Annotated in this window: 13 protein-coding genes; 5 read left to right on the forward strand and 8 right to left on the reverse strand. The window is 71.7% G+C overall.

Translation table 11 applies throughout. The annotated features are described in order from the left end of the window. Positions 1 to 31: 31 nt before the first annotated feature. The 3 genes from AB0927_RS02340 to AB0927_RS02350 are packed head-to-tail and all read right to left on the reverse strand — an operon-like array spanning position 32 to position 2,309. Entirely contained in the window at positions 32 to 964 is a 933-nt protein-coding gene (locus AB0927_RS02340) for an ABC transporter substrate-binding protein (RefSeq protein ID WP_366665595.1), read from the reverse strand. Continuing rightward, a complete protein-coding gene (locus tag AB0927_RS02345; RefSeq protein ID WP_366665771.1) occupies positions 961 to 1,632 on the reverse strand; it encodes an ABC transporter permease subunit in 672 nt (223 codons plus the stop codon). Before AB0927_RS02345 ends, AB0927_RS02340 begins: the two co-directional genes overlap by 4 nt. After that, positions 1,629 to 2,309: an ABC transporter permease gene (locus tag AB0927_RS02350; RefSeq protein WP_366665596.1), complete on the reverse strand. Its 681-nt coding sequence runs from the start codon at positions 2,307 to 2,309 to the stop codon at positions 1,629 to 1,631. The genes AB0927_RS02345 and AB0927_RS02350 overlap by 4 nt, the downstream gene beginning before the upstream one ends. Positions 2,310 to 2,549: 240 nt before the next feature. On the opposite strand from AB0927_RS02350, the gene AB0927_RS02355 reads away from it, so the two are divergent. The 5 genes from AB0927_RS02355 to AB0927_RS02375 all read left to right on the forward strand — a co-directional run bounded on the left by AB0927_RS02355 (position 2,550) and on the right by AB0927_RS02375 (position 8,154). Then, positions 2,550 to 3,407: a MoxR family ATPase gene (locus AB0927_RS02355; RefSeq protein ID WP_366665598.1), complete on the forward strand. Its 858-nt coding sequence runs from the start codon at positions 2,550 to 2,552 to the stop codon at positions 3,405 to 3,407. After that, positions 3,404 to 4,756: a VWA domain-containing protein gene (locus AB0927_RS02360; protein ID WP_366665599.1), complete on the forward strand. Its 1,353-nt coding sequence runs from the start codon at positions 3,404 to 3,406 to the stop codon at positions 4,754 to 4,756. The genes AB0927_RS02355 and AB0927_RS02360 overlap by 4 nt, the downstream gene beginning before the upstream one ends. Positions 4,757 to 4,883: 127 nt before the next feature. After that, positions 4,884 to 5,852, forward strand: a complete 969-nt coding sequence (locus AB0927_RS02365; RefSeq protein WP_366665600.1) for a D-cysteine desulfhydrase family protein — start codon at positions 4,884 to 4,886, stop codon at positions 5,850 to 5,852. 114 nt (positions 5,853 to 5,966) lie between these two features. Continuing rightward, the gene (locus AB0927_RS02370) at positions 5,967 to 6,932 is read left to right on the forward strand and encodes a pirin family protein (protein ID WP_366665601.1); all 966 of its coding nucleotides are present in this window, start codon (positions 5,967 to 5,969) and stop codon (positions 6,930 to 6,932) included. A 331-nt stretch (positions 6,933 to 7,263) separates the two neighbouring features. After that, on the forward strand, positions 7,264 to 8,154 hold the full coding sequence (locus AB0927_RS02375) for a fructosamine kinase family protein (RefSeq protein ID WP_366665602.1): 891 nt from the start codon (positions 7,264 to 7,266) through the stop codon (positions 8,152 to 8,154). 237 nt (positions 8,155 to 8,391) lie between these two features. Here AB0927_RS02375 and AB0927_RS02380 read toward each other — a convergent pair whose 3' ends face one another. The 5 genes from AB0927_RS02380 to AB0927_RS02400 form a co-directional block, all read right to left on the reverse strand. Continuing rightward, entirely contained in the window at positions 8,392 to 8,847 is a 456-nt protein-coding gene (locus AB0927_RS02380; protein WP_366665603.1) for a GNAT family N-acetyltransferase, read from the reverse strand. Between the two features lie 240 nt (positions 8,848 to 9,087). Next, on the reverse strand, positions 9,088 to 10,335 hold the full coding sequence (gene fabD, locus AB0927_RS02385; protein ID WP_366665604.1) for an ACP S-malonyltransferase: 1,248 nt from the start codon (positions 10,333 to 10,335) through the stop codon (positions 9,088 to 9,090). Then, positions 10,335 to 11,399 (reverse strand): ketoacyl-ACP synthase III family protein, encoded by a 1,065-nt coding sequence (locus tag AB0927_RS02390; RefSeq protein WP_366665605.1) that lies wholly within the window; start codon positions 11,397 to 11,399, stop codon positions 10,335 to 10,337. The genes fabD and AB0927_RS02390 overlap by 1 nt, the downstream gene beginning before the upstream one ends. Beyond that, positions 11,396 to 19,768: a type I polyketide synthase gene (locus AB0927_RS02395; RefSeq protein WP_366665606.1), complete on the reverse strand. Its 8,373-nt coding sequence runs from the start codon at positions 19,766 to 19,768 to the stop codon at positions 11,396 to 11,398. The genes AB0927_RS02390 and AB0927_RS02395 overlap by 4 nt, the downstream gene beginning before the upstream one ends. Further along, complete coding sequence (locus tag AB0927_RS02400) at positions 19,761 to 24,185, reverse strand: beta-ketoacyl synthase N-terminal-like domain-containing protein (RefSeq protein WP_366665607.1); 4,425 nt, start codon at positions 24,183 to 24,185, stop codon at positions 19,761 to 19,763. Before AB0927_RS02400 ends, AB0927_RS02395 begins: the two co-directional genes overlap by 8 nt. Between the last annotated feature and the right edge of the window lie 9 nt (positions 24,186 to 24,194).

Here is a 24,194-nt window from a genome sequence, read left to right on the forward strand (position 1 = left end):
CGCGGGCCGGACGGGACTTTCGGCACACGCTCTACAGCAGGCCCTTGTCCCGGAGGTAGGCGCGGGCCACGTCGGCGGGGAGCCGGCGCCAGCTGTCGACCCGCTCGTTCAGGGCCGCCAGGTCCCCGGTGGTGAGGACGTCGCCGAGGCGGCCGAGGGCCCTGGCCACCGCGGGGCCGCCCGCACGGGCACGGTTGACGACCGGGACCACGTAGTCGGCGTTCTGCAGATGCCGGTCGTCGGCGAGCAGGACCAGGCCGAACTGGTCGAGGGTGGCGTCGGTGGTGGTCGTCAGCACCATCTGGTCCCGGCCCTCCTGCACCGCCCGCTTGGCCGGGGTGGTGCCGACGCCCTTGGGGTCGACCCCGGTGACGTCGATGCCGTACACCTTCCGCAGCCCCGGTGCGCAGTAGGGCCGTTGCACGCATTCGTCGCCCGCGGCCAGCCGTACCCTCAGGCCCGACGCGCCGAGATCGCCGAGCGTCCTCAGCCGGTGGCGGCGGGCGTAGGCGGCGCTCACCGCGAAGGCGTTCTGATCGACGGCCCGGCCCGGCGGCAGGACGGTGAGCCCGCGGGGGGCGGCGAGCGCGCGCAGGGCCTTCATCGTGGTGCCGAGGTCGGGCGAGCCGACCGGTTCCGCCCCGGTGCCGTGGGTCCTGGCGTTCAGCCAGTCCGCGAAGGTGGCCGCGAACTCGGGCACCACGTCGATCTGGCCGGACTCCAGAGCCGGTTCGTACAGCTCCCGGTTGGAGACGGTGAGGATCGAAGTCGTGTACCCGGCCCGGTTCAGCAACTGGGCGTACATCTGCGCGAGCAGATCGCTCTCGGTGAAGCCGGCCGAGCCGATGGTGAGGTGACGGCTGTCCCCGGGCGGCCCGATGACCTGGCCGCGTTTCTCCAGGGAGGGTCCGACGGCGCAGGAGGTGAGCGCGCAGAGCGCGAGCACGCACAGGGCCTTTCTCATCGCCCGCCCCGGGCCCACGCCGGTCCCAGCCGCTCGGCGGTCTCGAAGACGCCCTCCACGAGGAGCGCGAACACCGCGACAAGCAGGGCACCGGCGACCACCTGGGGCGTGCTCGCGAGGTTGAAGCCCGCCGTGATGATCCGGCCGAGGCCCCCGCCGCCCGCGAGCGCCGCGATCGTCGCGGTGGCGACGAGCTGTACGGCCGCGATCCGCACCCCGTTCAGCAACAAAGGGAGTGAAAGGGGCAGTTCCACGTGAAACATCAGCTGCCGACCGGTCATCCCCATGCCCCGGGCCGCCTGGACGACGCCCCGGTCGACCTCGCGCATCCCGACGTAGGCGTTGGTGAGCAGCGGCGGCACCGCGAACAGCACCAGGGCGACGACGGTGGGGCCCTCGCCCCAGTCGCCGACCGGGGTGAGGAGCAGCAGGACGAGCACGGCGAAGGTGGGAACGGCGCGGCCGACGTTGGAGATGTTCACGGCGAGGGCCCCGCCCCGGCCGAGGTGGCCGAGGACCACCGCGACGGGCAGCGCGATCAGACAACTGAGCACGAGGCAGACGACGGTGAGGACGAGGTGCTGGAGCAGCCGGTGCCACACCCCGTTGTCGCCGGACCAGTGCGCGGGGTCGGCGAGCCAGTTCCAGGTGGCGGCGAGCGTGCTCACCGGCGCGCCGCTCTCGTCCACGGCGTGATCAGCCGCTGCACGCCCAGCAGCAGCAGATCGGCCGCGATGGCGATCAGCACGCACAGCACGGACGCGGTGAGCACCTGGGCCTTGAAGTAGGTGTTCATGCCCGCGTAAACGAGGTTTCCGAGGCCGCCGTAGCCGACGATCGCGCCGACCGTGACCAGGGAGACCGCGGAGACGGTGGCGATGCGCAGCCCCGCCATCGCGGCGGGCAGGGCGAGGGGGAGTTCGACGGTGAGCAGCAGCCGGACCGGGCCGTAGCCGAGGCCGCGCGCCGCCTGCCGGGTCTCCTCCGGGACCGCGCGCAGGCCCGCGAGGATGTTGCGGACCAGCAGGGTGAGCGAGTAGAGCACCAGTCCGGCGACGACCAGGGTGGCCGAGAGGCCGTAGAGGGGCAGGAGCAGGGAGAACATCGCCAGGGACGGGATGGTGTAGAGGACCGTCGTGACGGCGAGTACCGGTCCGGCCGCCCAGCCCCAGCGGCGGGCCAGCACCGCGAGCGGCACCGCGACGGCCAGGCCGATCAGGACCGACAGGGCGGTCAGCTGGAGGTGCTGGACGACCGCGTCGAGCAGGATGTGGCGGCGGCTGCTCAGATAGGCGCCGCAGATCCACTCGTTGCGCGCCAGGCAGTCGTCGGGTGCCGCGGTCACGGGTCCATTGCACCGGCGGGCCACCGGACGCGCGCGCCGTAGTGGGCCGTCCGAGGGAGCGGGCGGGCGCGCCGTGGTGCGCCCCGTCCGAGGGAGCGGGCGCGGGCCGGGACGGCGGGGCCTGGAGGGGGCCCTACGACCGTGCCCCGGACAGCAGGTGACAGCGGCACTGAACAAGCGCTTAGATATAGGCGCCTGAACAGAACCTGGACGCTGCTCCCCGACCGCCGGAGGACCCCGTTGTTCACGTCCGTCGACGACGTCTCCGCCCGCCTCGCCGAGACCGGCTACCTCGCCTCGCCCGCGGTCGCCACCACCGTGTTCCTCGCGGCCCGGCTGGGCAAGCCGCTGCTGGTGGAGGGCCCCGCCGGGGTCGGCAAGACCGAGCTGGCCAAGGCCGTCGCCCAGGTGGCCGGCGCCCGCCTGGTCCGGCTCCAGTGCTACGAGGGCGTGGACGAGTCCCGCGCGCTGTACGAGTGGAACCACGCCAAGCAGTTGCTGCGCATCAGCGCGGGCCGGGACGAGAGCTGGGACGAGACCCGCACCGACATCTTCAGCGAGGAGTTCCTGCTCCCGCGCCCGCTGCTGACCGCGATCCGCGGCGAGGAACCGACGGTGCTCCTGATCGACGAAACCGACAAGGCCGACGTCGAGATGGAGGGGCTGCTCCTGGAGGTGCTCAGCGACTTCCAGATCACGGTGCCGGAACTGGGCACGGTCACCGCGACCCGCCGCCCGTTCGTGGTCCTCACCTCCAACGCGGGCCGGGAGCTGTCCGAGGCGCTGCGCCGCCGCTGCCTGTTCCTGCACATCGGTTTCCCGGAGGAGGAGCTGGAGCGGCGGATCGTACGGCTGAAGGTGCCGGCGCTTCCCGAGGCGCTGACGGAGTCGGTCGTACGGGTGGTCGGGGCGCTGCGCGCGATGGACCTGCGCAAGGCGCCGTCCGTCGCCGAGACCGTCGACTGGGCGCGCACCCTGCTGGCCCTGGGGGCGGACACCCTGGACGAGACGGTCGTCCGGGACAGCCTCGGGGTGATCCTCAAGCACCAGGAGGACATCCAGAAGGCCGCGGCCAAGCTCGACCTGGACGCGCTGTGACGGATCCCGCCGAGCGGATCACCGGCCTGGTCGGGGCACTGCGCACGCACGGGGTGCGGATCGGCACCGGGGAGACGGTGGACGCGGCCCGCGCGGTCGAGGCGCTGGGGCTCGCGGACCGGGAGCTGCTGCGCGAGGGGCTGGCCGCGACCCTGCTGCGCGCCCCCGCCCAACGCGCCGTGTTCGACCCGGTCTTCGACCTCTACTTCCCGCGCGGGACGGGCGGTCCGGACGCCGGGCCCCTCGACCGCGAGACCCTGCGCGACCGGCTGGCCGAGGCGCTCGCGGCCGACGACCGCGCTCTGATGGCCCAGTTGGCGGCGCAGGCGGTCGACGGGCTTGGCGGGTACGGGAGTTCACCGGGGTCGGACGGCTGGTCGGCGTACCAGACCCTCGAACGGCTGCGTCCGGGGACCCTGTTGGCGCGGGTGCGGTCCGACGTACGGGCCCGAGCGGGCGGCGGTGCCACCTTCACCGACCGTCTGCTGGACGACGAGATCCGGCGCCGGATCGAGGAGTTCCGGCGGCTGGTCGGCGCGGAGGCGCGGCGCCGGGTCGCCGAGCGGCGCGGGCGGGACGAGATCGCGCGGCGCGGGGTGCGGCCGACGGCCGACCGGGTGGACTTCCTGTTCGCCAATCGGGACCAACTCGCCGAGCTGCGCAGAGCAGTTCAGCCGTTGGCGCGCAAGCTGGCCACCCGGCTCGCCGCGCGCCGCCGCCGGGCCGCGCGCGGCACCATCGACCTGCGCCGCACCCTGCGCTCCTCGCTGTCCACGGGCGGCGTCCCGATGCGGCCGGTGCTGCGCCGGCGCCGCCCGGTGCGCCCCGAACTGGTCCTGCTCTGCGATGTGTCGGGCTCGGTGGCGGGCTTCTCGGACTTCACGATGCTCCTGGTGCAGGCGCTGCACGACCAGTTCAGCAAGGTCCGCGTGTTCGCCTTCGTCAACCGGCTGGACGAGGTGACCGGCCTGCTCGACCACGGCCGCGCCGACCCCGAGGGCCTCGGCGCCCGCATCCGCGACGAGGCCACGCTCACCGGCTGGCACGGCAGCAGCGACTACGGCATGGCGCTGGGCGAGTTCGCCGAGCGGTACGGCGCCGCGGTCGGCCCGCGCAGCACCGTGTTCGTCCTCGGCGACGCCCGCACCAACCGGAGCGACCCGAACCTGCCCGCGGTCCGCGAGATCGCCCGGCGGGCGCGGCGGGTGTACTGGCTGAACCCGGAGCCGGTGGCCCAGTGGGGCACCGGGGACTCGGCGGCCCCCGCGTACGCGGAGCTGGTGGAGATGCACGAGTGCCGGACGGCGCGGCAGCTCGGCGGGCTGGTGGAGCGGCTGCTGCCGGTGTGAGACAGGGGCGGCGGGGCGGTGCCGGCCGGTGGCGGAGTGACGTACGGGGCCCGCTGTGATCGACTGATCGCCGTACCGCCGTCACCGTACCGAGGGCCCCCCGCCCTCCTCCCCCGAGGATCCGCCCATGACTCACCCGTCCGTGCCGCTCGGCACCTTCCCCACCCCGCTCGAACCGGCACCCCGGCTGGCCGCCGCGCTGGGCCTCGGCCCGGAGGATCTGTGGGTCAAGCGGGACGACCTGACCGGTCTGGGCGGAGGCGGCAACAAGATCCGCAAGCTGGAGTGGACGGTGGGCGCGGCGCTCGCCGAGGGCGCGGACACGCTGGTGACCACGGGCGCCGCGCAGAGCAACCACGCCCGGCTGACCGCCGCCGCGGGCGCCCGGCTGGGCCTTGACGTCGTCCTGGTGCTGCGCGGCACCGCCGGGGCCTCCCGCTCCGGGAACCTCGCGCTGGACGGGCTGTTCGGGGCCCGGCTCGCCTGGGCGGGCGACGTGGACCAGGCGGGCCTGGACACGGCCGCGGCCGAGGTGTGCGCCCGGCTGCGCGCGGACGGGCGCCGCCCCGCGCTGATCCCCTTCGGCGGGTCCGGGACCCTGGGTGCCCGGGGTTATGTGCGCTGCGGCGAGGAACTGCGCGCCCAGGTCCCGGAGTTGCGGACGGCGGTGGTCGCGCTCGGCTCGGGCGGCACCATGGCGGGCCTGGTCGCCGCCCTCGGCACCGACTCGGTCCTCGGCGTCGATGTCGGCGCGCTCGCCGATCCGGCCGCGGCGGTGGCGGAGTTCGCGGCGCCGCTCACTTCGCGAGAGGTCACGGCGGAGCGGCTGCGGGTACGGCGGGACCAGGTGGGCGCGGGGTACGCGGCGCTGACGGAGCCGGTGACCGAGGCGCTGCGGCTGGCCGCGCGCACCGAGGGGATCGTGCTGGACCCGACGTACACCGGGCGGGCCCTGGCCGGACTGACGGCGGCGGTGCGCGACGGTTCCGTACGTTCCGGCGAGAAGACGGTGTTCGTGCATACCGGCGGGCTGCCCGGCCTGTTCGGGCACGCGGCGGCGGTGGCGGCCGCGGAGGACGGAGCGGAGGTGTACTGACCTGGCGGGGGGTGCCGAGGAAGGCCGACGCCGCGCGGGGCCGCCGTACGGCGTCGGCGAATCGCGCCCGCGGGCGTGCACCGGTCCGGCACCCGCACCGCTAAGTTGGGCTGTATGAGCAACCTTGACCGCGCGCCCGTGCCCACCGTCTGCGGTGGCCGTGGCTTCGTCGTCGCCGAGCCCGTCCGCGAACTGCTGAGCCCCCGTCACGTCAAGCTGGGGGAGGCGACCGAGGTGCGCAGACTGCTGCCGAACCTCGGCCGCCGCATGATCGGCGCGTGGGCCTTCGTCGACCACTACGGCCCGGACGACATCGCCGACGAGCCCGGCATGCAGGTCCCGCCGCATCCCCACATCGGGCTGCAGACGGTCAGCTGGCTGCACGAGGGCGAGGTGCTGCACCGTGACTCCACGGGCAGCCTCCAGACGATCCGGCCCAGGCAGCTGGGCCTGATGACCGCGGGGCGCGCGATCAGCCACTCCGAGGAGAGCCCCCGCCCGCACGCCCGCTTCCTGCACGGCGCCCAGCTGTGGGTGGCGCTGCCCGATGCCCACCGGCACACGGACCCGGTGTTCGAGTTCCACGCCGACCTGCCCACGGTCACGGCACCGGGCCTGACCGCCACGGTGCTCCTCGGCACCCTCGACGGCGCCGTCTCCCCCGGCACGGCCTACACCCCGCTCGTCGGCGCCGACCTCGCTCTCACCCGGGGCGCCGACGTCAGCCTGCCCCTGGAACCCGACTTCGAGTACGGCGTCCTGGCGATGTCCGGCGAGGTCCACGTGGACGGCGTACCCGTCCTGCCCGGCTCGATGCTCTACCTCGGCTGCGGCCGCTCCGAACTCCCGCTCCGCGCCGAATCCGACGCCGGCCTCATGCTCCTGGGCGGCGAGCCCTTCGCCGAGGAACTCATCATGTGGTGGAACTTCGTCGCCCGCTCCCAGGAGGAGATCGTACAGGCTCGCGAGGACTGGACGAAGGGGGTTCGATTCGGCGAGGTGAAGGGGTACGACGGAGCTCCACTGCACGCGCCGGCACTGCCGGCAGTACCACTGAAGCCCCGCGGAAGGGCACGCTGACCTGGGAAATCCCGGGTCTTCGGCACATGAGGGCAGCTTCGGCTGGACGAATGCTGACCCGATGCCGACTTCACTGACGAGTCATCAGCACATGGTGAAGCGGTGCGGTCGCTCCTTGGAGCTCGGCATGGGGAGAGATCATCTGCGTCCCGTTGCCGCCTGATGACGCCCCCGGAGTCATTGCGAAGCCACCCACCCGACGCCGGGCAGCTCCAGCAGCGCGCGGACGTCACCGAGCCGGTGGAACAAGACGGTGACCGTACAGGGCTGGCCGAACCGGGCGGCGGCTGCGTCCCGGGACAGGCTCGCCTCCATGTGATGTGATTTCCGGGTGTCTGACGAAGAAATACTCATCAAGCGTCTCCATGAAGCGGGATACGCGGCCAAAGAGGTGGAGAAAGCCACCGGCGGAGTGGTCGCAATTGCCGGGCTGGTGACCATCGACGATGATTCCCAGGTATTCGCGAAAACACTTCTCGGGCCGGACCGGGACATCTTCACCGTCGAAGCCGCCGGCCTGACGGAGCTCCGTGAAACCGGCGGGGCGATCACGCCGGAGGTGCTGTGCGCCTCACCCCGGCTGCTCGTGCTGGAGAAGATGCAACCGCGCCGCGACGACGAGCGTTTCTGGGAGCAACTCGCCCACACGGTCGCCGCCCTGCACACCTCCACCACCGCCGAGCGGTTCGGCTGGCACCGTCCGGGCTGGCTGGGCCGGCTGCGCCAGGACAACACCTGGGACAGCGACGGCCACGCGTTCCTCGCGGAGCGGCGCATCCTGCGCTGGCTGTCGGAACCCCTGGTCGAGGCGGCCTTCGACACTGCGGAGCGGCAGGCCCTGGAGCGGCTCTGCGCGGCCCTGCCCGAGCTCGTGCCGGACCGGCCCCCGTGCCTGACCCACGGCGATCTGTGGCAGGAGAACATCGTCGCCACCGCCGACGGCGCGCCCGTGCTCATCGACCCCGCCGTGTCCTTCAACTGGCCGGAAATCGACCTCAGCATGCTGTGGTGCTCCCCGCGCCCGCCCGCCTCGGACCGCTTCTTCGCCGTGTACGAGGAGATCACCGGGATCGACGACGGCTGGCGGGACCGGATGGACCTCTTCCATCTCCGGGAACTCCTGAGCGTCATCGCCCATGACGACGACGACTGGGGAGCCGCGGAGGCCGTACGGAGGATCATCGCCCCGTTCCGGCGTGACGGCGGCCCGGCGCCGACGTGACTGGCGTACCCCTGCCGGACAACCTGCTCGGGGAACCGGCACTGGGTCGCCTACCCCAGGCTGCCCTCGGCCGTACGCGCGTGCACGCTCGCCGAGTCCTTCGACGCGACCTTCAAACGCGAGACGCTCCAGGGCCGAAAGCGCTGGTCCAGCGAACGCGAGGCCCGTCTCGACGGGTTCGCCGGCTCAACCGCCACAACACCAGACGCCGTCACGCCATCATTTCGTCAGGGGTTCTTAGAGGACCCTCGTCATGAACGTACTGTTCGGGTCGGGTCGGTAGTCGGCGAACGGCTCGCAGTGGACGAACCCGAACTTCTCGTACAGCTTCCTGGCGGGCAGGAAGAAATCGGCCGCGCCGGTCTCCAGACTCAGCCGCGTGAATCCCATGCGCTTGGCCTCGGTGACGATGTGCTCCAGCAACGTGGATGCGACCCCGCTTCGCTTACGTGTCGGGGCGGTGCGCATGGACTTCAGCTCCGCGTGGCCCGCGTCCAGCCTCTTGATCGCACCGCAGCCCACCAAGCTGTCACCATCCATGACCGACCAGAACGTGATCTCGGGCTTGCGGAGCTCGTCGAGATCGAGGGCGTGCTTGCTTTCCACAGGCGTGATGGACCGCATCTGCTGGACGTGCTCGGCGAGGAACCCGGCGATCTGCGGGCCGGAGAGGTCGTCCACCACGATCTTCACTATGCTCGCCCTTCGTCGGGACTCTCGGTGCCGCGGGTGCTGCTGTGTCGGGTTCCCCAGGCCGCTTGAGGTTGGGGCTGCTCTTCGGGACGTCGGCAAGTTTGCCACCCGGCGACGAGGTGGGGTGCGTCGACCGCCCGCCAGCGGGGAGCCTGCCACTGCGTGGTCAGCCGGTTGACCGTGGCAGGCGAGAGCCCGGCGGAGGAGGGCAGGACGAAGTAATGGCGCATTCGGCGCTCGTCACGCGAGGGCGCGGATCGCCTCGATGGTCCGGTCCACGCTGAGGGTCCCGTTCGCGCAGTCGCGCAGCAGGGCCGTCACCCGTTCGTCCTGGTATTCACGCAAGGGCGCGGGTGGGGCCTCGGGCGCTGCGGCTTGGGCGATGTCGTCGCGGGTCAGGAGGTAGTCCGCCAGGGCGGCGCAGGAACGGTGCTGGAAGATGACGTCCGGCTTGATCGGAACGCCGAGGACCGTCCCGGCCCGGCGGGCCAGGCGCACGTAGATGATGGAGTTCAGGCCGAGTTGCCGGAACGACGCGTCCTCGTCGAAGGCCAGCGCCTCGTCGCCGATCTCCGGCTGGAGGATCTCGCGCTTGATGCGCTCGATCAGGTCTCGGCGTGGGTCGGGGGCGGGCTCTTGCGCGGTCGTGATCCGGTCGATGAGCGGGGTGAGCACCTTCGATTCGCTCAGTTCCGTGAAAACCGACACGCCCGCGTCCCGCAGATAGCGGATGCAGTCGGTCCAGCGGACGGGCTTGGCGATCTGCTCGGCGAGCAGTTCGCGGACTTCCTGCGCATCGGGGCCGAACGGCCGGCCGGTCACGTTGGAGATGACCGGTGTCCGCAGTTCGCCCACGTCGACCGAGGCCAGCAGGTCGCGGAAGCGCTCGGCGGCCGGGGCCATCGCCGGCGCGTGGAAGGGTCCGCTGACCCGGACCGGGACGAACCCTCGGACACCCTCCACCTTCTCGAAGACCGACTTGATCCGCGCCAGTTCCTCGCGGCTGCCGGAGAGCACGAACTGCTCGGGCGCGTTGTAGTTGGCGATGACGACGCCGGTGGCATCGTGCCGCTTCAGGGTCTCCTCGACGATCCGCTCGGAGACACCGACGACCGCGGCCATCGCACCGCCGCCGACCTGGCTCATCAGTTCCGCACGGCGTTGCACCAGCGTCAGGCCGGTTTCGAAGTCGAAGGCGCCGGCCGCGAACAGCGCGCTGTACTCGCCGAGGCTGTGGCCCGCGAAAAAGTCCGCGGGTGGCAGGTCCTCCTGAGCCGCTGACCAGTGCAGCGCGTTGACGACGTAGATCGCGGGCTGCGCGTACGCGGTCTCGGACAGCCGTCGTTCCGGGTTTTCCAGACAGAGCTCTTCGATCGAGTATCCGAGCACCCGGTCGGCGCGGCGACGGAGGTCGGGAAACCTTCCGAACAAGCTTCGTCCCATCCCCTTCTTCTGGGTGCCCTGTCCCGGGAAGACGTAGCAGCGCATCAGTTCCGCCCGCCCCCAAGGTCGAATCCGGCCGGTCGCGTCGGCCACTCGGGAAGCTCGATGATCCGGACCACGGCGCACGTCCAGGTGAAGCCGGCGCCGACGCCGAGAAGCATGCAGAGGTCGCCGACGCCTACGGCGCGCTCCTTCACGAGGTGGCCGAGTCCGGCGATCTGGTCGCCCGCGCCGAGGTGGCCGACGGTGCGGCCCCAGGACCAGGTCGTGAGATCGAGGTCGATATCGAGTGCGGCGAGGACCTCGCGCTGCAGCACGATGCGTCCGAAATGCGGGACGACGAACCGGGCGACGTCGCCCAGCCGGATGTCCGCGTCGTGCAGGGCCCGGTTGACGCAGTCGCTGAGGCCGGCCCGGAACCGGCGGGTGAACTCGTCGAGCTCCACGTCCCCCAGGTACTGCAGTTTGCGCAGACGCAGGTCGATGGGGAGCGTGGGGTCATGGTGAGGCGTGAAGGGCGCGTCGCCGCGATGCAGGCGCTCAAGGGTGGGATCCGACACCGTGGAGGTGCTCAGCACCTGTGCGAACCCGGACCTCTTGCTGAGCACCATCGCCGACGCACCGTCGCCGGGGACGATGCCGATGTCGCTGTTCCAGCGGTCGATCGCCGGCGGACTGACCTTGTCGGCGGTGGTCACCAGCGCCGCCACGTCGTCGGTGGCCGTGAGGGAGCGCGCCGCCATGTCCAACGCGGTCATGCAGCCGTTGGAAGCATTCTTCACCTCGAAGGCGAGCGCCGAATGGTCCCCGAGTACTTCGCGGTGGATGTAGGAAGCCGTCGGGTAGAGTTCGAGGCCTTGGAAATACACGCAGGCGTGCAGCAGCAGCGCGATGTCCTCGGCCCGGTGCCCCGACCTTTCCAGGGCTTCTCTGGCAGCGGCGACCGCCATCTCGGGCGGAGCTTCGTCCGTGGCCTCGCAGACCGACTCGAGCTGCGTGTCCTCGGCGTCCTGGGCGTCGAACAGGCCGTCGGCGACGGCTTGTTCGACCTTGGTCGCCGGGGGCAGGTAGGTCGCGACACCCGCGATGAACAGGGCCTCTGTCTTCACTTCTCGTTCCCCCTCGGGGTGGTGGCGTCGTGGAGCAGGAGCCCGACGATGGCCTCGGCGGTCGGGTAGTCGAACACCAGCGTGGCGGGCAGCGAGGTGTTCAGCCGCTTGGCGAGGCGCTTGCGCAGCTGGACCATGGTGAGCGAGTCGATCCCGAGGGAACGCAGTGCTCTGTCGGCCGGCACGCTGTCGGGTCCGGGCAGGCCGAGCACGTCGGCGACTTCGCTGCGGACGAGGTCCAGCAGCAGTGCCGGTCGTTCGGTTTCGGAGGCGTCCGCCATCCGCGCATCGAACGACTGTGCGGTCTCGGCGACTTCGGCTTGGCGCCCTCCAGTCGTGCGCTGCAGCATGTCGCGCAGCAAGGGAGGCGCTTCCGTATCGCCGAGCGCGTGTCGCAACGATGCCAGTTCCAGGCGCACGGGCATCAGTTGGGCCTCGGGCCGCGCGAGTGCGACGTCCAGGGCGTTCAGGCCCTCGGTCAAGGTCAGGGCACCGATCCCCTGACGCCGCAGGCGTCCCAGCTCGGCCTTGCCGAGGTGGGCGGTCATGCCCACTCCGGCCTGTTCCCAGAGCCCGAAAGCGAGGCTGAGTCCTGCCAGACCCCGCTTGCGTCGGTTCGCCGCCAGGGCGTCCAGCGTCGCGTTCGCCGCGGCGTACCCGCTTTGTCCTGCGGTGCCCAGCGTTCCGGCCGCCGAGGAGAAGAGTACGAACGCGGCCAGGTCCAGCCGCTCGGTCAACTCGTCCAGCAGGCGGGCGCCCTGGACCTTGGGTGCCATCACCCGGTGCAGCCGTTCTGCGGTAAAGCCCTCCACCAGGCCGTCGTCGAGCACGCCGGCGAGGTGGAACACGGCCGTGAGGGGATGGCTCGGGTGGATCCCTTCCAGTACCGCGGCCACCGCGGCCCGGTCCGCGACGTCGCCCGCGACCAGGTCCACTCGCTCGGCGCCCGCGGCTTCGAGTTCCCGCACGAACGAGCCGGCTCCAGGAGTGTTGCCACCGCGCCGCGACAGCAGCACGAGCCGCCGCGCTCCGTGCGCGCGGACCAGGTGTGCGGCGAGCGAGCTGCCGAGCTCGCCGAGAGCGCCGGTGATCAGCACCGTGCCGTCCGGGTCGAGGGCGCGTGGCAAGGTCAGCACGGTCTTGTGCGCGGGGTTCTGCCGCGCGTGGCGCAGGGCGTACGGCGCGTCGCGTACGTCGAAGGCGGTGAACGATCCCTTGTCCTGCCTCGGATCGGGGGCGGACGGATCGGCGGCCGCCTGTGCGAAGGTGAGGTTCGCGGGTATCGGCCTGAGAGTGGCACCGTCCACGCGAAGCTGATCGCCGAGCGTGCCTGCCGCACTGCCCATGACTCGGTCACCCGCGTGGACGGAGGTGACGCCGCTGCCGACCTCCATGACGATCCCCGCGAACTCCAGGACCTGTGCGCGCCCCGGGCTCATCCCGGCGGCGCGTACCTCGACGCGGACTTCCCCCGGCGCGACCGGCTCCGGCGCGCCCTCGTCGTGCGTGGCGGTGATGACGTCGAGCTGATCGTCCTCCCGCTGACGCAAGTGCCAGCCGCCTTCGTCCGGCAGGACGAGCGCGTCGACCTCCTCGACGGTCGGCCTTGCTCGTGGCACGTGGGCGGTCTCGCCGCGCAGCACGCACTCCGGCTCGCCGCCGGTCCCGATCACGCGCGCCAGGAGCCGGAAGTCCGGGGTGCCGGGACCGAGGTCGATCAGGCGCAGGACGCGCTCCGGTTGTTCCGTGCGGGCTGTGCGGACCATGCCCCACACTGCGGCATGGGCCCAGTTGTCCACCTGGTCGTCAGGCATCGACGACACCGCGTCACGGGTGATCCAGACGAGCTCCGTGCCCTGGAGCCGGGCATCGCCGAGGCACACCTGAAGCGTGCGCAGCGTTTCGGCGGCGCCGCGTTCCGCGTCGTACCACTGCGCGGACGCGCAGTCAGGCAGCGCGAACAGCACTCGTCGAGGCGCATCCGCCCGGACATCGAGCCGCTTCACGAGGGCGTCCAGGTCGGGTACGACGTCGGCGCCGAGCCCCGTGCCCAACTCCGCGTCGCCGACCACGAGCGTGCCCGCGGGGTCGAAAGTCTCGGCCACGAGGTGTACGCGTTCGAAGCCGACGCGGTAGAGGTGCTCGGCGAACGGGTGCCCGCGACGTCTGCCGTGCCGGAACTTCAGCCCGCCGATCCGGGCCACCAGGTGGCCTGCCGGGTCGGCCAGCCACACGGTGGCCGGCGCGAGGTCCTCGTCTCCGCCGGAGTCGAACGACACTCGCACGGTCAGTTCTCTGCCCGCGGCACGAAACAGCTCGACGTCCGACCAGATGAACGGGACGAGCGGCCCAGGGGCAGCGCCCTCCTCCATCAGACCGGCGACGACGACCTGCAGTGCCGCGTCGAACAGCGACGGATGCAGGCCGTGGTCGGCCGGATCCAGCGCGTCTGGAAGGGATACCCGCGCGTAGTAGACGCCGTCGCGGCAGGAGAGTTCGCGCAGTCCTCGGAAGGCCGGGCCGTAGTCGAGCCCATTGGCGAGAGCGCGTCCGTAGAAGGCTTCGATGTCGAGGGCCCGGGCATCGGGCACCGGCCAGTTGTCGATGTCCTGCGGCAGCGTGGCGCCGACGCACGCCCGGGTCACGCACTCTCCGGTCACGTGCTGCCGCCAGATCAGCGGCTCATCGGTGCCCTCGGGTTGGCTGTAGAACGCGAAGGGGCGCCGTCCGTGCGCGTCCGGATCGCCGACGGTGACCTGGATCCGCAGCGCGCGGCCCGGAAGGAGGACGACCGGCTCCAGCAGCGTCAGGTCTGCCACGGCGTCGGCACCCGCGGTCCGGGCGGCGGACAGCGAAGCGTCGATCAAGCCCGCGCCCGGCAGGTAGACCTGCCCGCCGACGACGTGATCGGCCAGCCACGGGCGATCGTCGAGCGACAGCCGGCCGGTGAACAGGTGACCGCCGCCGCCGGCGAGAGTCGTGATCGCGTCGAACCACGGGTGGCCGGCCGCGGACTGGCCGGCCGTCACCGCGGCGGGCCCGGCCGGAAGCTCGCCGAGCCAGAAGCGCCGGCGTTGGAACGCGTACGTCGGGATGTCGACCTTGCCGGCGCCATGGGACCCGAGGACTCGCTCCCAGTCCAGGGAGAAGCCCCGCTCGAACAACGTGGCGGCCGTTCGCCAGAGCTGGTCCACGCCGCCCGAGGCACCTTCGGCGGGTGGGCCGACCTCGACGAACGCTCCGAAGCCCGCGCCACGCAGCCGCTCCAGCGCGCGGTCGAGACTCATGGGCTCTGGCTCTGGCTCTGGCAGATCGCGAAACCAGTAGTCCCCGCCGAGCTCCGGGCCCGGCACGACCTCGCCCGTCAGGCGCGAACAGAAGGGGATGGAAGTCCGGGCAGGGACAATCCCCGAAATCGCACCGCCGACCGCGTCCCCCGAGCGCGCGCGAGCTCGAAGGACGGTGACGCGGGCGCCGTCCTCCAGGCTCAACGCCCCGCTGACCACGGCGGCGGCGACCTCGCCGTGCGCGGTGCCCACCACCGCCGCCGGCTCCACACCCCAACTGCGCCAAAGCGCCGCACGTCCGAGGTATGTCGCGAACAGCGTGCACGGCAGCACATCCGGACTGTGCACGTCCTCCTCGCCGCGCAGCGCCTTCAGCACGGACCAGCCGGTCAACGGCGAGAGGACCGCGTCGCACTCCGCCACGGTGTCGCGGAACACCGCGCTCTGCGCCAGCAGTTGACAGCTCGTCCCGGGCCCCTGCGCCTCCTGACCGCCGAATACGAAGGCGATCTCCCCCAGCGCCGTGCCGGAGCCGGGCTCGATCGCCCGCAGGGCTTCGGCGGCATCCGCGGCGTTGCCCGCGAAGACCACGGCGCGCGCGTCGAAGTGCGTACGGCCGACGGCGGAGGTGTAGGCGATGTCCCGCATCGACGCGGCGGGCCGCGCGTCGAGCCACTCGGCCCAGTGCCGGGCCTGCGCACGCAGGGCGGCCGTGTCGGTGCCCGAGATCACCAACGGGTGGACGAGATCGTCGCCGGGCCGGTCCGCGACGACGGTCTCCGGTGCTTCTTCGATGATGACGTGCGTGTTCGTGCCACTGATACCGAATGAGCTGATACCGGCGCGACGCACCCGCCGTGTCCGCGGCCACTGCCTCGGCTGCCGCAGAAGCTCCAGTTCGCCGCCGGTCCAGTCGATCCGGGTGTTCGGCCTTTCCACGTGGAGCGTGCGGGGCAGCAACTCGTGCTGGAGCGCCATCACCATCTTGATGACGCCGATGACGCCGGAGGCCGCCTGAGCGTGGCCGATGTTGGACTTGGCCGATCCCAGGTGCAAGGGTCGCACGCGGCCCGAGAACACCGCGGCAAGGGCGCCGGCCTCGATGGGATCGCCGAGCACGGTGCCCGTGGCGTGCGCTTCGACGGCGTCGATGTCGGCCGGGGCCAGTCCCCCGTCGGCCAGGGCACTGCGCAGCACGCGCTGCTGCGCGAGGCCGTTCGGCGCGGTGAGCCCCTGGCTGCGGCCGTCCTGGTTCATAGCGGTGCCGCGCACGACGGCCAGCACACGGTCACCGTCGCGCCTCGCGTCCGAGAGCCGCTTGAGCACCAGGACGCCGCAGCCTTCGGCCCAGCTCGTCCCGTCGGCGTCGTCGGCGAAGCTTTTGCAGCGGCCGTCGGCCGCGAGCCCGTTGAGGCGGCTGAACTCGACGAAGATCTGCGGGGTGCTCATCACGGTCACTCCGCCGGCCAGCGCCAGGTCGCATTCGCCGCCGCGCAGCGCCTCGCACGCCAGGCGCAGGGCCACGAGCGACGAGCTGCACGCGGTGTCGATGGTGAGCGCCGGCCCGGAGAGGCCGAGTGTGTAGGCCACCCGCCCGGAGATCAGGCTCGACCCGTTGCCAGTGATCTTGTAGCCGTCGCTGCCCGCGACGTCCCAGCGCCGAGCGACGTCGTAGTCCGAACTCATCGCGCCGAGGTAGACGCCTGTGTTGCTGCCTTCGAGGGAGGCGGTGCGCAGATTGGCCCGCTCCAGTGCCTCCCATACGACTTCCAGAACGAGCCGCTGCTGCGGGTCCAGGGACAGCGCCTCACGCGGGCTGAGCCCGAAGAACGCGGCGTCGAAGTCCTCGACGTCGCGTACGAAGCCGCCCTTGCGCTCGAAGCGCCTGCCGGTGGCGGCGCGCTCCGCCTCCTCGATCGTGCCGAGATCCCATCCGTCCCAGCGCTGCGGGAACGGGGAGGAGGCTTCGCGGCCGTCTACGAGCAGTTCCCAGAACGCTTCGGGCGTGTCGATTCCGTCCGGAAGCCGGCAGGCCATCGACACGATCACGACGGGGTCGTCGTCGGGCCGCATGGGCACCGCGGCGACGGCGGGCGAGACTTCCGGGGCCACGTTCCGCGCATCGGCGTGCGTCAGCAGCAGTGTCGCGATCGCTCGCGGTGTGGGGTAATCGAAGGCGAGCACGGTGGGCAGCGGGACCCGTGTCCGTGCGCTGAGCCGGTTTCGCAGCTCGACCACCATGAGGGAGTCAAAACCCTGTTCGCGCAGCGTCATGTCGGGGCGCACGCCTTCCGCGGGCCGGCCGAGCAAGGCCGCGGCCTCCGCCGTGACGAGTGCGACCACTGATCCCGGACGCTCGGCTTCGGGCAGTGCCATCACGTCCTCGCGCCACGAAGCACCGCTGACGAGCGGGATCGCGTCGTCGTGTTCGTCCAGCCAGTAGCCGCGGTGTTCGAACGCGTACGTCGGAAGGTCCGTCCTGCGCGTGTCCGAGGCCGAGAACACGCGCTTCCAGGGGATCGGGACCCCTTGGACGTGCAGCTCTGCCAGCGCCCGCAGCGCCCGTGCGATCCCGCCGTGATCGCGGCGCAAGGTGCCCACCACGACGGCCGCCCCGTCGGCTTCGGTGCCCTGCGCCAGGGCTATCTGGAGCACCGGATGCGGACTCACCTCGACGAAGATCCCGAACCCGTCCGCCCGCAGGCGTTCCAGCGCGCGGTCGAAGCGCACCGGCTCGCGCAGGTTGCGGCACCAGTAGTCCGCGTCGAGCTCCGGCCCGGCCGCCCGCTCCCCCGTCACGCTCGAATAGAAGGCGATCCCCCCGTCCGCGGGGGCAAGGCCCCTGAGCTGCTCGCGCAGGGCGGGCAGCAGCGAATCCATGTGCGGGCTGTGCGATGCGTAGTCCACGTCCACGCGCTGGCAGTACGCGCCGGTGGCCTCCATCCGCACGAGGAAGCGGTCCACCGCCCCGGTGTCGCCGGCCACGACGGTCGATCGCGCGGTGTTCACCACCGCGACGGACAGCGCCTCGCCGTAGGCCGCCAGTTCCTCGATGACTTCGCCCACCGGGCGCTCCACGAGTCCCATCGCCCCGTCCGGCGCGTGATCGTGCACGGCCCGAGCGCGCGACGCCACGATTCGAGCACCGTCCGCCAAACTCAACGCCCCGCTGACGACCGCCGCGGCCACCTCACCCTGACTGTGGCCGACGACCGCCGAGGGCTCGACGCCCCAGGCGCGCCACATCGCGGCGAGACCGACATACATCGCGAACAACGCCGGCTGCACCACGTCCGTGCGCGAGAAGGGCGGCGCGAGACCGTCCTGCCCACGCACGACTGCGGCGACCGAAAACCCGGTGTACGGGGTGAGGGCCTCGTCGCAGGCCGTCACGGCCTCGCGGAACGCGTCGTTCTGCTCCCACAGCGACCGGCCCATCCCCCACCACTGGGCGCCCTGGCCGGGAAAGACGAACGCGACGCGGCCGCGACCGGCAGCCGCGCCCGTCACTACCGCGTCGTGGCTCTCGTCCGCGGCGAGCGCCCGCAGACCGGCCACCGCCTCGTCCGTCGTGCCGGCGATCACCACGCCGCGCGTGGGGTGCTGCGTGCGGGTCGTCGCCAGCGAGTAGGCGATGTCGGACAGCCGCGTCCCAGGCGACTGCCCGAGGTGGCTCGCCAGCCGTGCGGCGTTACGCGCGAGCGAGTGCGGGCTCGTGCCGGACACCGTCAGGCAGACCGGACCGCCCGCATCCGGTGTGGCCTGTACCGGCGCGCCCGCGGGTGCCTCGCCGAGGGCGACATGCGCGTTGGTGCCGCCGTAGCCGAAGCTGCTCACCCCCGCGAGCCGCGGGCCGGCCGGCCACGCGACTGCCTCCGTGACCACTTCCAGACGTTCGGCGGGGAAGTCGATGCGCGGGTTCGGTGTGCGGAAGTGCAGGCTCGGCGGAATGACGCCGTGGTGCACCGCCAGCGCGACCTTGACGAGCCCGAGCACGCCGGCCGCCGGCTCGAGATGGCCGAAGTTCGTCTTCGCCGAGCCGATGCGCAGCGGCGCGGACCGGTCGGGCCCGAACACGGTGCCGAGCGCGCCCGCCTCCGTCACGTCGCCCAGGGGCGTGCCCGTGCCGTGCGCCTCGACGTACGACACCGCACCCGGCGCGACGCCGGCGTTCTCCCACGCCGACCGCAGCACCTCCGTCTGCGCCTCGTGGCCGGGGGCGGTCAGTCCGTCTGTCGCGCCGTCGTTGTTGACGGCGCTGCCGTGCACCAGCGCGTAGACGCGGTCGCCGTCGGCGAGCGCGTCGGACAGCCGGCGCAGCACGACTACCGCGCAGCCCTCGCCCCGGGCGTAGCCGTCGCCGTCGCCGTCGAAGGCCCGGCACAGGCCGGCCGGGCTCTGCGTGCCGAGTTTCGTCAGGGCCACCGAGGTGTTCGGATGCAGCATCAGGTTGACGCCGCCGGCGAGTGCGAAGTCCGACTCGCCGGAGCGCAGGCTCTGCACGGCGAGGTGCACCGCGACCAGGGAGGAGCTCGACGCGGTCGCCACGCCCATCGCGGGGCCGCGCAGCCCCAGCGCGTAGGCGATGCGGGACGGGATCACCGAGTTGTCCCAGCCGATGGCCGAGTGGGCGTGGATCGCCTCGGCGACGCCTTGCGTGAACAGCGGGTACTCCTGCCACATCGCGCCCATGAAGACGCCGGTGCGTGTGCCCGCGAGACTCGCTGTGGAACGCCGCGCGTCCTCGACCGCGGCGCACGCCACCTCCAGGGCGATGCGCTGCTGCGGGTCCATCTGCCGTGCCTCGGCCGGTGAGATGCCGAAGTGCTCCGCGTCGAATCCCGTGACGTCATCGAGGAATCCGCCTCGGCGGTTCGCCGCCGAGCCGGACGCCTCCGCGTCGGCCCATGCGGTGGCGTTCCACCGGTCGGCCGGCACCTGACGCACCGCGTCGACGCCCTTGAGCAGAGCCTGCCAGAGTGCGGTCGGATCCTCGATCAGTGCCGGCAGTCGGCAACCGATGCCGACGATCGCCACCGGCTCGTGGCGGTCGTACGTCTGGGCGGCGGTCTGGTCAGTCACGGGAAGCCCCGATCTCGTCGGACGCGTAGAGCGCCAGGCATGTCTCCTCGATCGCGGCGAGCGGCCCCGCGTCGTTCAGGATCGTCATGTGGTTCGCGGCGTCGATCTCCACCAGGCGAAGGCCCGGCAGCTCGCGCCCCCAGTCCTGCTGGTAGTTCACGTGGTCGAGGGAGAAGGTCTCGCCGGCGACCTGGAAGTAGGGTTCGAGTTCGCCCAGGAAGAGCCCGCGCCGGTTGCGGAAGTAGGTGCACACCACGGCTTCCGGCCGCGGCAGAGGCCTGATGGTGTGCTCGCCGAGCCGGTAGGCGAGCTGGATCGCCATGTTGCGCCTGACGAACCGCGCGATCTGGGCAGGTCTCATGGCGAGGCCGCGCTCGGCCGCCAACTCCGCGAGCCGCAGTACGAACGCGTCCTCGTCCAGGTCCTCCGCGACCTCGTCCCGGTGGACGAGACGGGCACGCAGGACCGCCGGGTCCTTCTCCCCCGCCGGCCAGAGCAGGGAATTGACGACCTGCAGAGCCGCGCTCCGCGCCGACTGGAACCCGTTCGCGTTCGACTTCGCCAGGCCGGTCTCGTCCGGCGAGTCCACCATCGTCAGCGAGGCCACCTCCTGGCCCTGTGCCTGCAGCCGCCGGGTCACCTCGTAGGCGACGATGCCGCCGAGGCAGAATCCGCCGACGTCGTACGGCCCCTCGGGCTGCACCGAGCGGATGACCTCGGCGTAGTACTCGGCCATGGCCGTGACGCCCTCGATCGGCGCGTCCTCGCTCAGCAGGCCACGGGCCTGGATGCCGTAGAACGGGCGGTCGATCCGCTCGGCGATCGTGCGGTAGGACTCGACGCCGGCGAGGGCGCCGTGGATCCAGAAGACCGGCCTGCCCTCGGTCGCGCCGTTGAGGCGCACCAGCTCCGGGGCCGGCACGCGCGTGGAGCGGGCCTCCGCCTCGGGCAGCCTCGCGACCACGTCGTTCAACGTGTCGTGCGGCTGCCACCATTCAGGCTGGAAACCCGGAAACACATTGCTGATCCGGCCCAGCATCGCGACCAGGAGCAGGGAGTTGAGACCGTAGTCGGCGAGCGACCTCGTGCCGTCGATCTCGTGGCGCGACAGACCCAGCACCGAGGCGACGAGGTCGGCGACGAAGGTTTCGCCGTCCGGAGGGCCGACGCCTGTGTGCGAGGCCTGGTCCGACCGCGGCGCCTGCTCGGCGAAACACGTCAGACGTGCGAAGGGATACCCGGGCAGTGAGATCCGCCTGCGTCGAGCGCCGCGATGCATCAGGTCCCAGTCGATGGACGTGCCCGCGGCCCAGTGTTCCGCCACGTGATCGAGCCGCGTCGGCTTCCCGTCGTGCTCGGCGTCGGCAGCGGGATCGACGCCGTCGGCGAACGCCACGTGGGCGAGCGTGTCCGGGTCGCCGTCGAGCCAGCCGCCCAGGATGCGAGCGGCCTCGTCAGTGCTCTGCGCCACGAACGCCAGCCGGCAGCTCATCGCCTCCCGGCCGACCTGCAACGTGTACGCGATGTCCGCCCAGGAGCGCGGATCCGCTCCGGCAAGCCGGTGGATCAGCCGGCGCGCCCGCTCGCGCAGAGCGTCGACGCTCTGCGCCGAGAGCACGAGGACCTGCGCACCCGGGTCGTCGTCCGGGTTCGCGGAGGCGATGTGCTGCTCCAGCACGACATGCGCGTTCACGCCGCCGATCCCGAAGCTGTGCATGCTCGCGCGGCGCGGCAGCGGCCGGCCGGAGTCGTCGGTGCGCTCGGGCCATGGCAGGTTCCGGGCGGCGATGCGCAGCCGCGTCCCCTTGAGGGAGAGGTCGCGGTGCAGCCGCCCGAAGCCCGGGATCGCCGGGATCACGCCGTGCCGCATCGCCTGCGCGGTCTTCACCAGCGCGGCCAGGCCGGAGACCACCTCCGTGTGCCCGATGCAGGGCTTCACGTTGCCCAGATACGTCACGTCCTCGCTGTCGTCCTCGCCGCGGAGTCCGGCGCCGAGCGCCGCCAGCTCCGCGCTGTCCGCCAGCAGCGAGCTCATGCCGTGGGTCTCGACGTAGTCCACGGCGCCCGGATCGATCGCGGCGTCGGCGTAGGCGTGCGCGACGGCTGTCTTCATGCCCCTGATGTTCGGTGCCGTGAAGGACACACCCCTGCCGCCGTGGGCCACGCCGGTGCCGCGCACGACGCAGTAGACGAAGTCCCCGTCCTCCATGGCCAGACTCAGTGGTTTGATCAGTACGGCGGCGACGCCCTCGCTGCGCGCGGTACCGTCGGCGCCCTGCTGAAACGGCCGGACGTCGCCGCGCGGGCTGAGCATCCCCGCGGCCCGCATCCCGCCGAAACCCGCGGGCGACATCACCAGGTTCACCCCGCCGACGAGCGCCTGCTCGCACTCGCCGTCGCGGATGGACCGGATCGCCCGGTGCAGGGCCACGAACGAGGACGAGCACGTCGTGTCGTACTGCTCGCTGGGGCCGTTGAGGTCGAGCAGGTACGAGATCCGGTTGGGCACCATCGCGGGCGACGGCAGGCTCATCAGGTCCATGGCGGCGGGCCGGTATTCGCTCTGCGTCGTGGCGACGAACACGCCCGTGGGCCGGCTCCGCAGCTCGGCCGGCCGATAGCCCGCGTCCTCGATGGCGTTCCACGACGTCATCAACAGCAGGCGCAGCTCCGGCGTCACCTGGCGCGCCTCGGTCATCGACATGCGGAAGAAGAGAGGATCGAATTCATGCACCCCGTCGAGGAATCCGCCCCGCAGCGCGGCTGCCTCGTCGCCGTGGCCCGCCCAGTCCGCACGCTTTTCCGGCGGTGCGGTGATGCACCGTCTGCCTTGCTCGACGATGCGCCAGAACTCGTCGATGTCGTCGGCCCCGGGGAAGCGTGCGGACATGCCGACGATCGCCATGCCGGAGAGCGAGGCCTCGTCGGGCTCAGGCCGAGGTGGAGGCCGCACGGGATCGGGCGCCCGCTCTGGCGACGCGCGCTCCGGCGGCAGCACGTCCCGCAGGTCCTCGGCGTATTCGGAGACGATGAACTCGCCCAGCTCGGCCAGGGTGTTGTGCTCGAACAGCACAGTGATGTCGAGGTCGATGCCGAGCGTCCCGCCGAGGGCCCGGGCCACGTTCACCGCGAAGATCGAATCGAGCCCGTAGTTCGAGAAGGGCTCGCCCCGCCCGATCCTCGTCCGCGGGATGTCCAACGCCTCTGCCAGCACATCGAGCGCGACCGCCTCGACGCGGGCGCGCAGCCGGTCTCCGGGCTCGCTCCCGGCGCTGTGATCGGCCACGGCCCGCGCCGGACTCTCGCGCACCGGCGCCACTCGCGGCGCGGACGTGCGCGGTACGGCCGTCGGCTGCCGTATGACGCCGTCGCTCTCGGCCACGATGATCTGCTGTCCCAGATCCTCGGCATCCCGCGCGGGCAGAGCGATCGCGCGGAACCCCTCCTGCGTCAGGACGTGCCGCCAGTGCGCCGTGGAGAGCAGCGGGCTGCCCGGGATACGCAGGTGCGGGTCCTCGAAGCGCCACCATCCGTCGAGGAGGCCGAACGAGAACTGGCTGAGCAGGTTGTTCGCGGTCAGCTCGTTCAGGACCAGCAGTCCGCCGGGCTGGAGAAGCGCCTTGGCGTTGCGCAGGGTGTGGCGGATGTCCCGGGTGGCGTGCAGGACGTTCGCGGCGACCACGACGTCGTACCCGCCGAGGGTGAAGCCCTGATCCGCCACCGGGCGCTCGATATCCAGGATTCCGCAGGTCAGCCAGGGATTTCCGGCACCGAACGAACGCTCCGCGTGGTTCAGGAAGACCCTTGATATGTCGGTGTAGCAATACTCGCGCACGTCGAGCCGCGCGGACCGCAGCGCCTCCAGGACGACGGCGCTCGTGGCACCCGTGCCGGCGCCGATCTCCAGGATCCGCGCGGCATCCGCCGTCATGGCTCGTGCCCGCCGTCGCAGCCGCGCCACCATGTCGGCGGCCAGCACCTGGTTGAAGAACGCTGACGCCGGGTTGGTCGCGTAGGCGTTCCGCACCAGCTCCAGCGATCCCCCGGGGAAGATGACCTCGGTGGCCGGTCGCCGTCCGCTGAGAATGTCGGGTAAGGCACGCAAGGTGGTCTCCACCAGGAGGTGGGTGGCCGCGAGGTCGGGATTCTCCTGCCACGTGGGCTTTCCCGTCTCCCACTCGCGCCACAGCCGCTCGATCGGCCGGTACCGCATGGCATCGTCGAGCAGGATCCTGCCGTCCCGCCGATCGATGTAGCCGGCCCCCTCGAAGACGCGCAGGCACTCGTCGAACCAGGCGCCGTACCCCGGCGCGAGGCCCGCCGACTCCCGTGCGGCCTGCGGAGTCTGCCCGGATTCACGGAACGCGCCGAGCGTGCACAGATGGGACCAGAGAAAGTCGAGCAGCAGCTTTTTCATGATCACTCC

It is taken from the genome of Streptomyces sp. NPDC048106 (genome assembly GCF_040706415.1).
Taxonomy (GTDB): domain Bacteria; phylum Actinomycetota; class Actinomycetes; order Streptomycetales; family Streptomycetaceae; genus Streptomyces.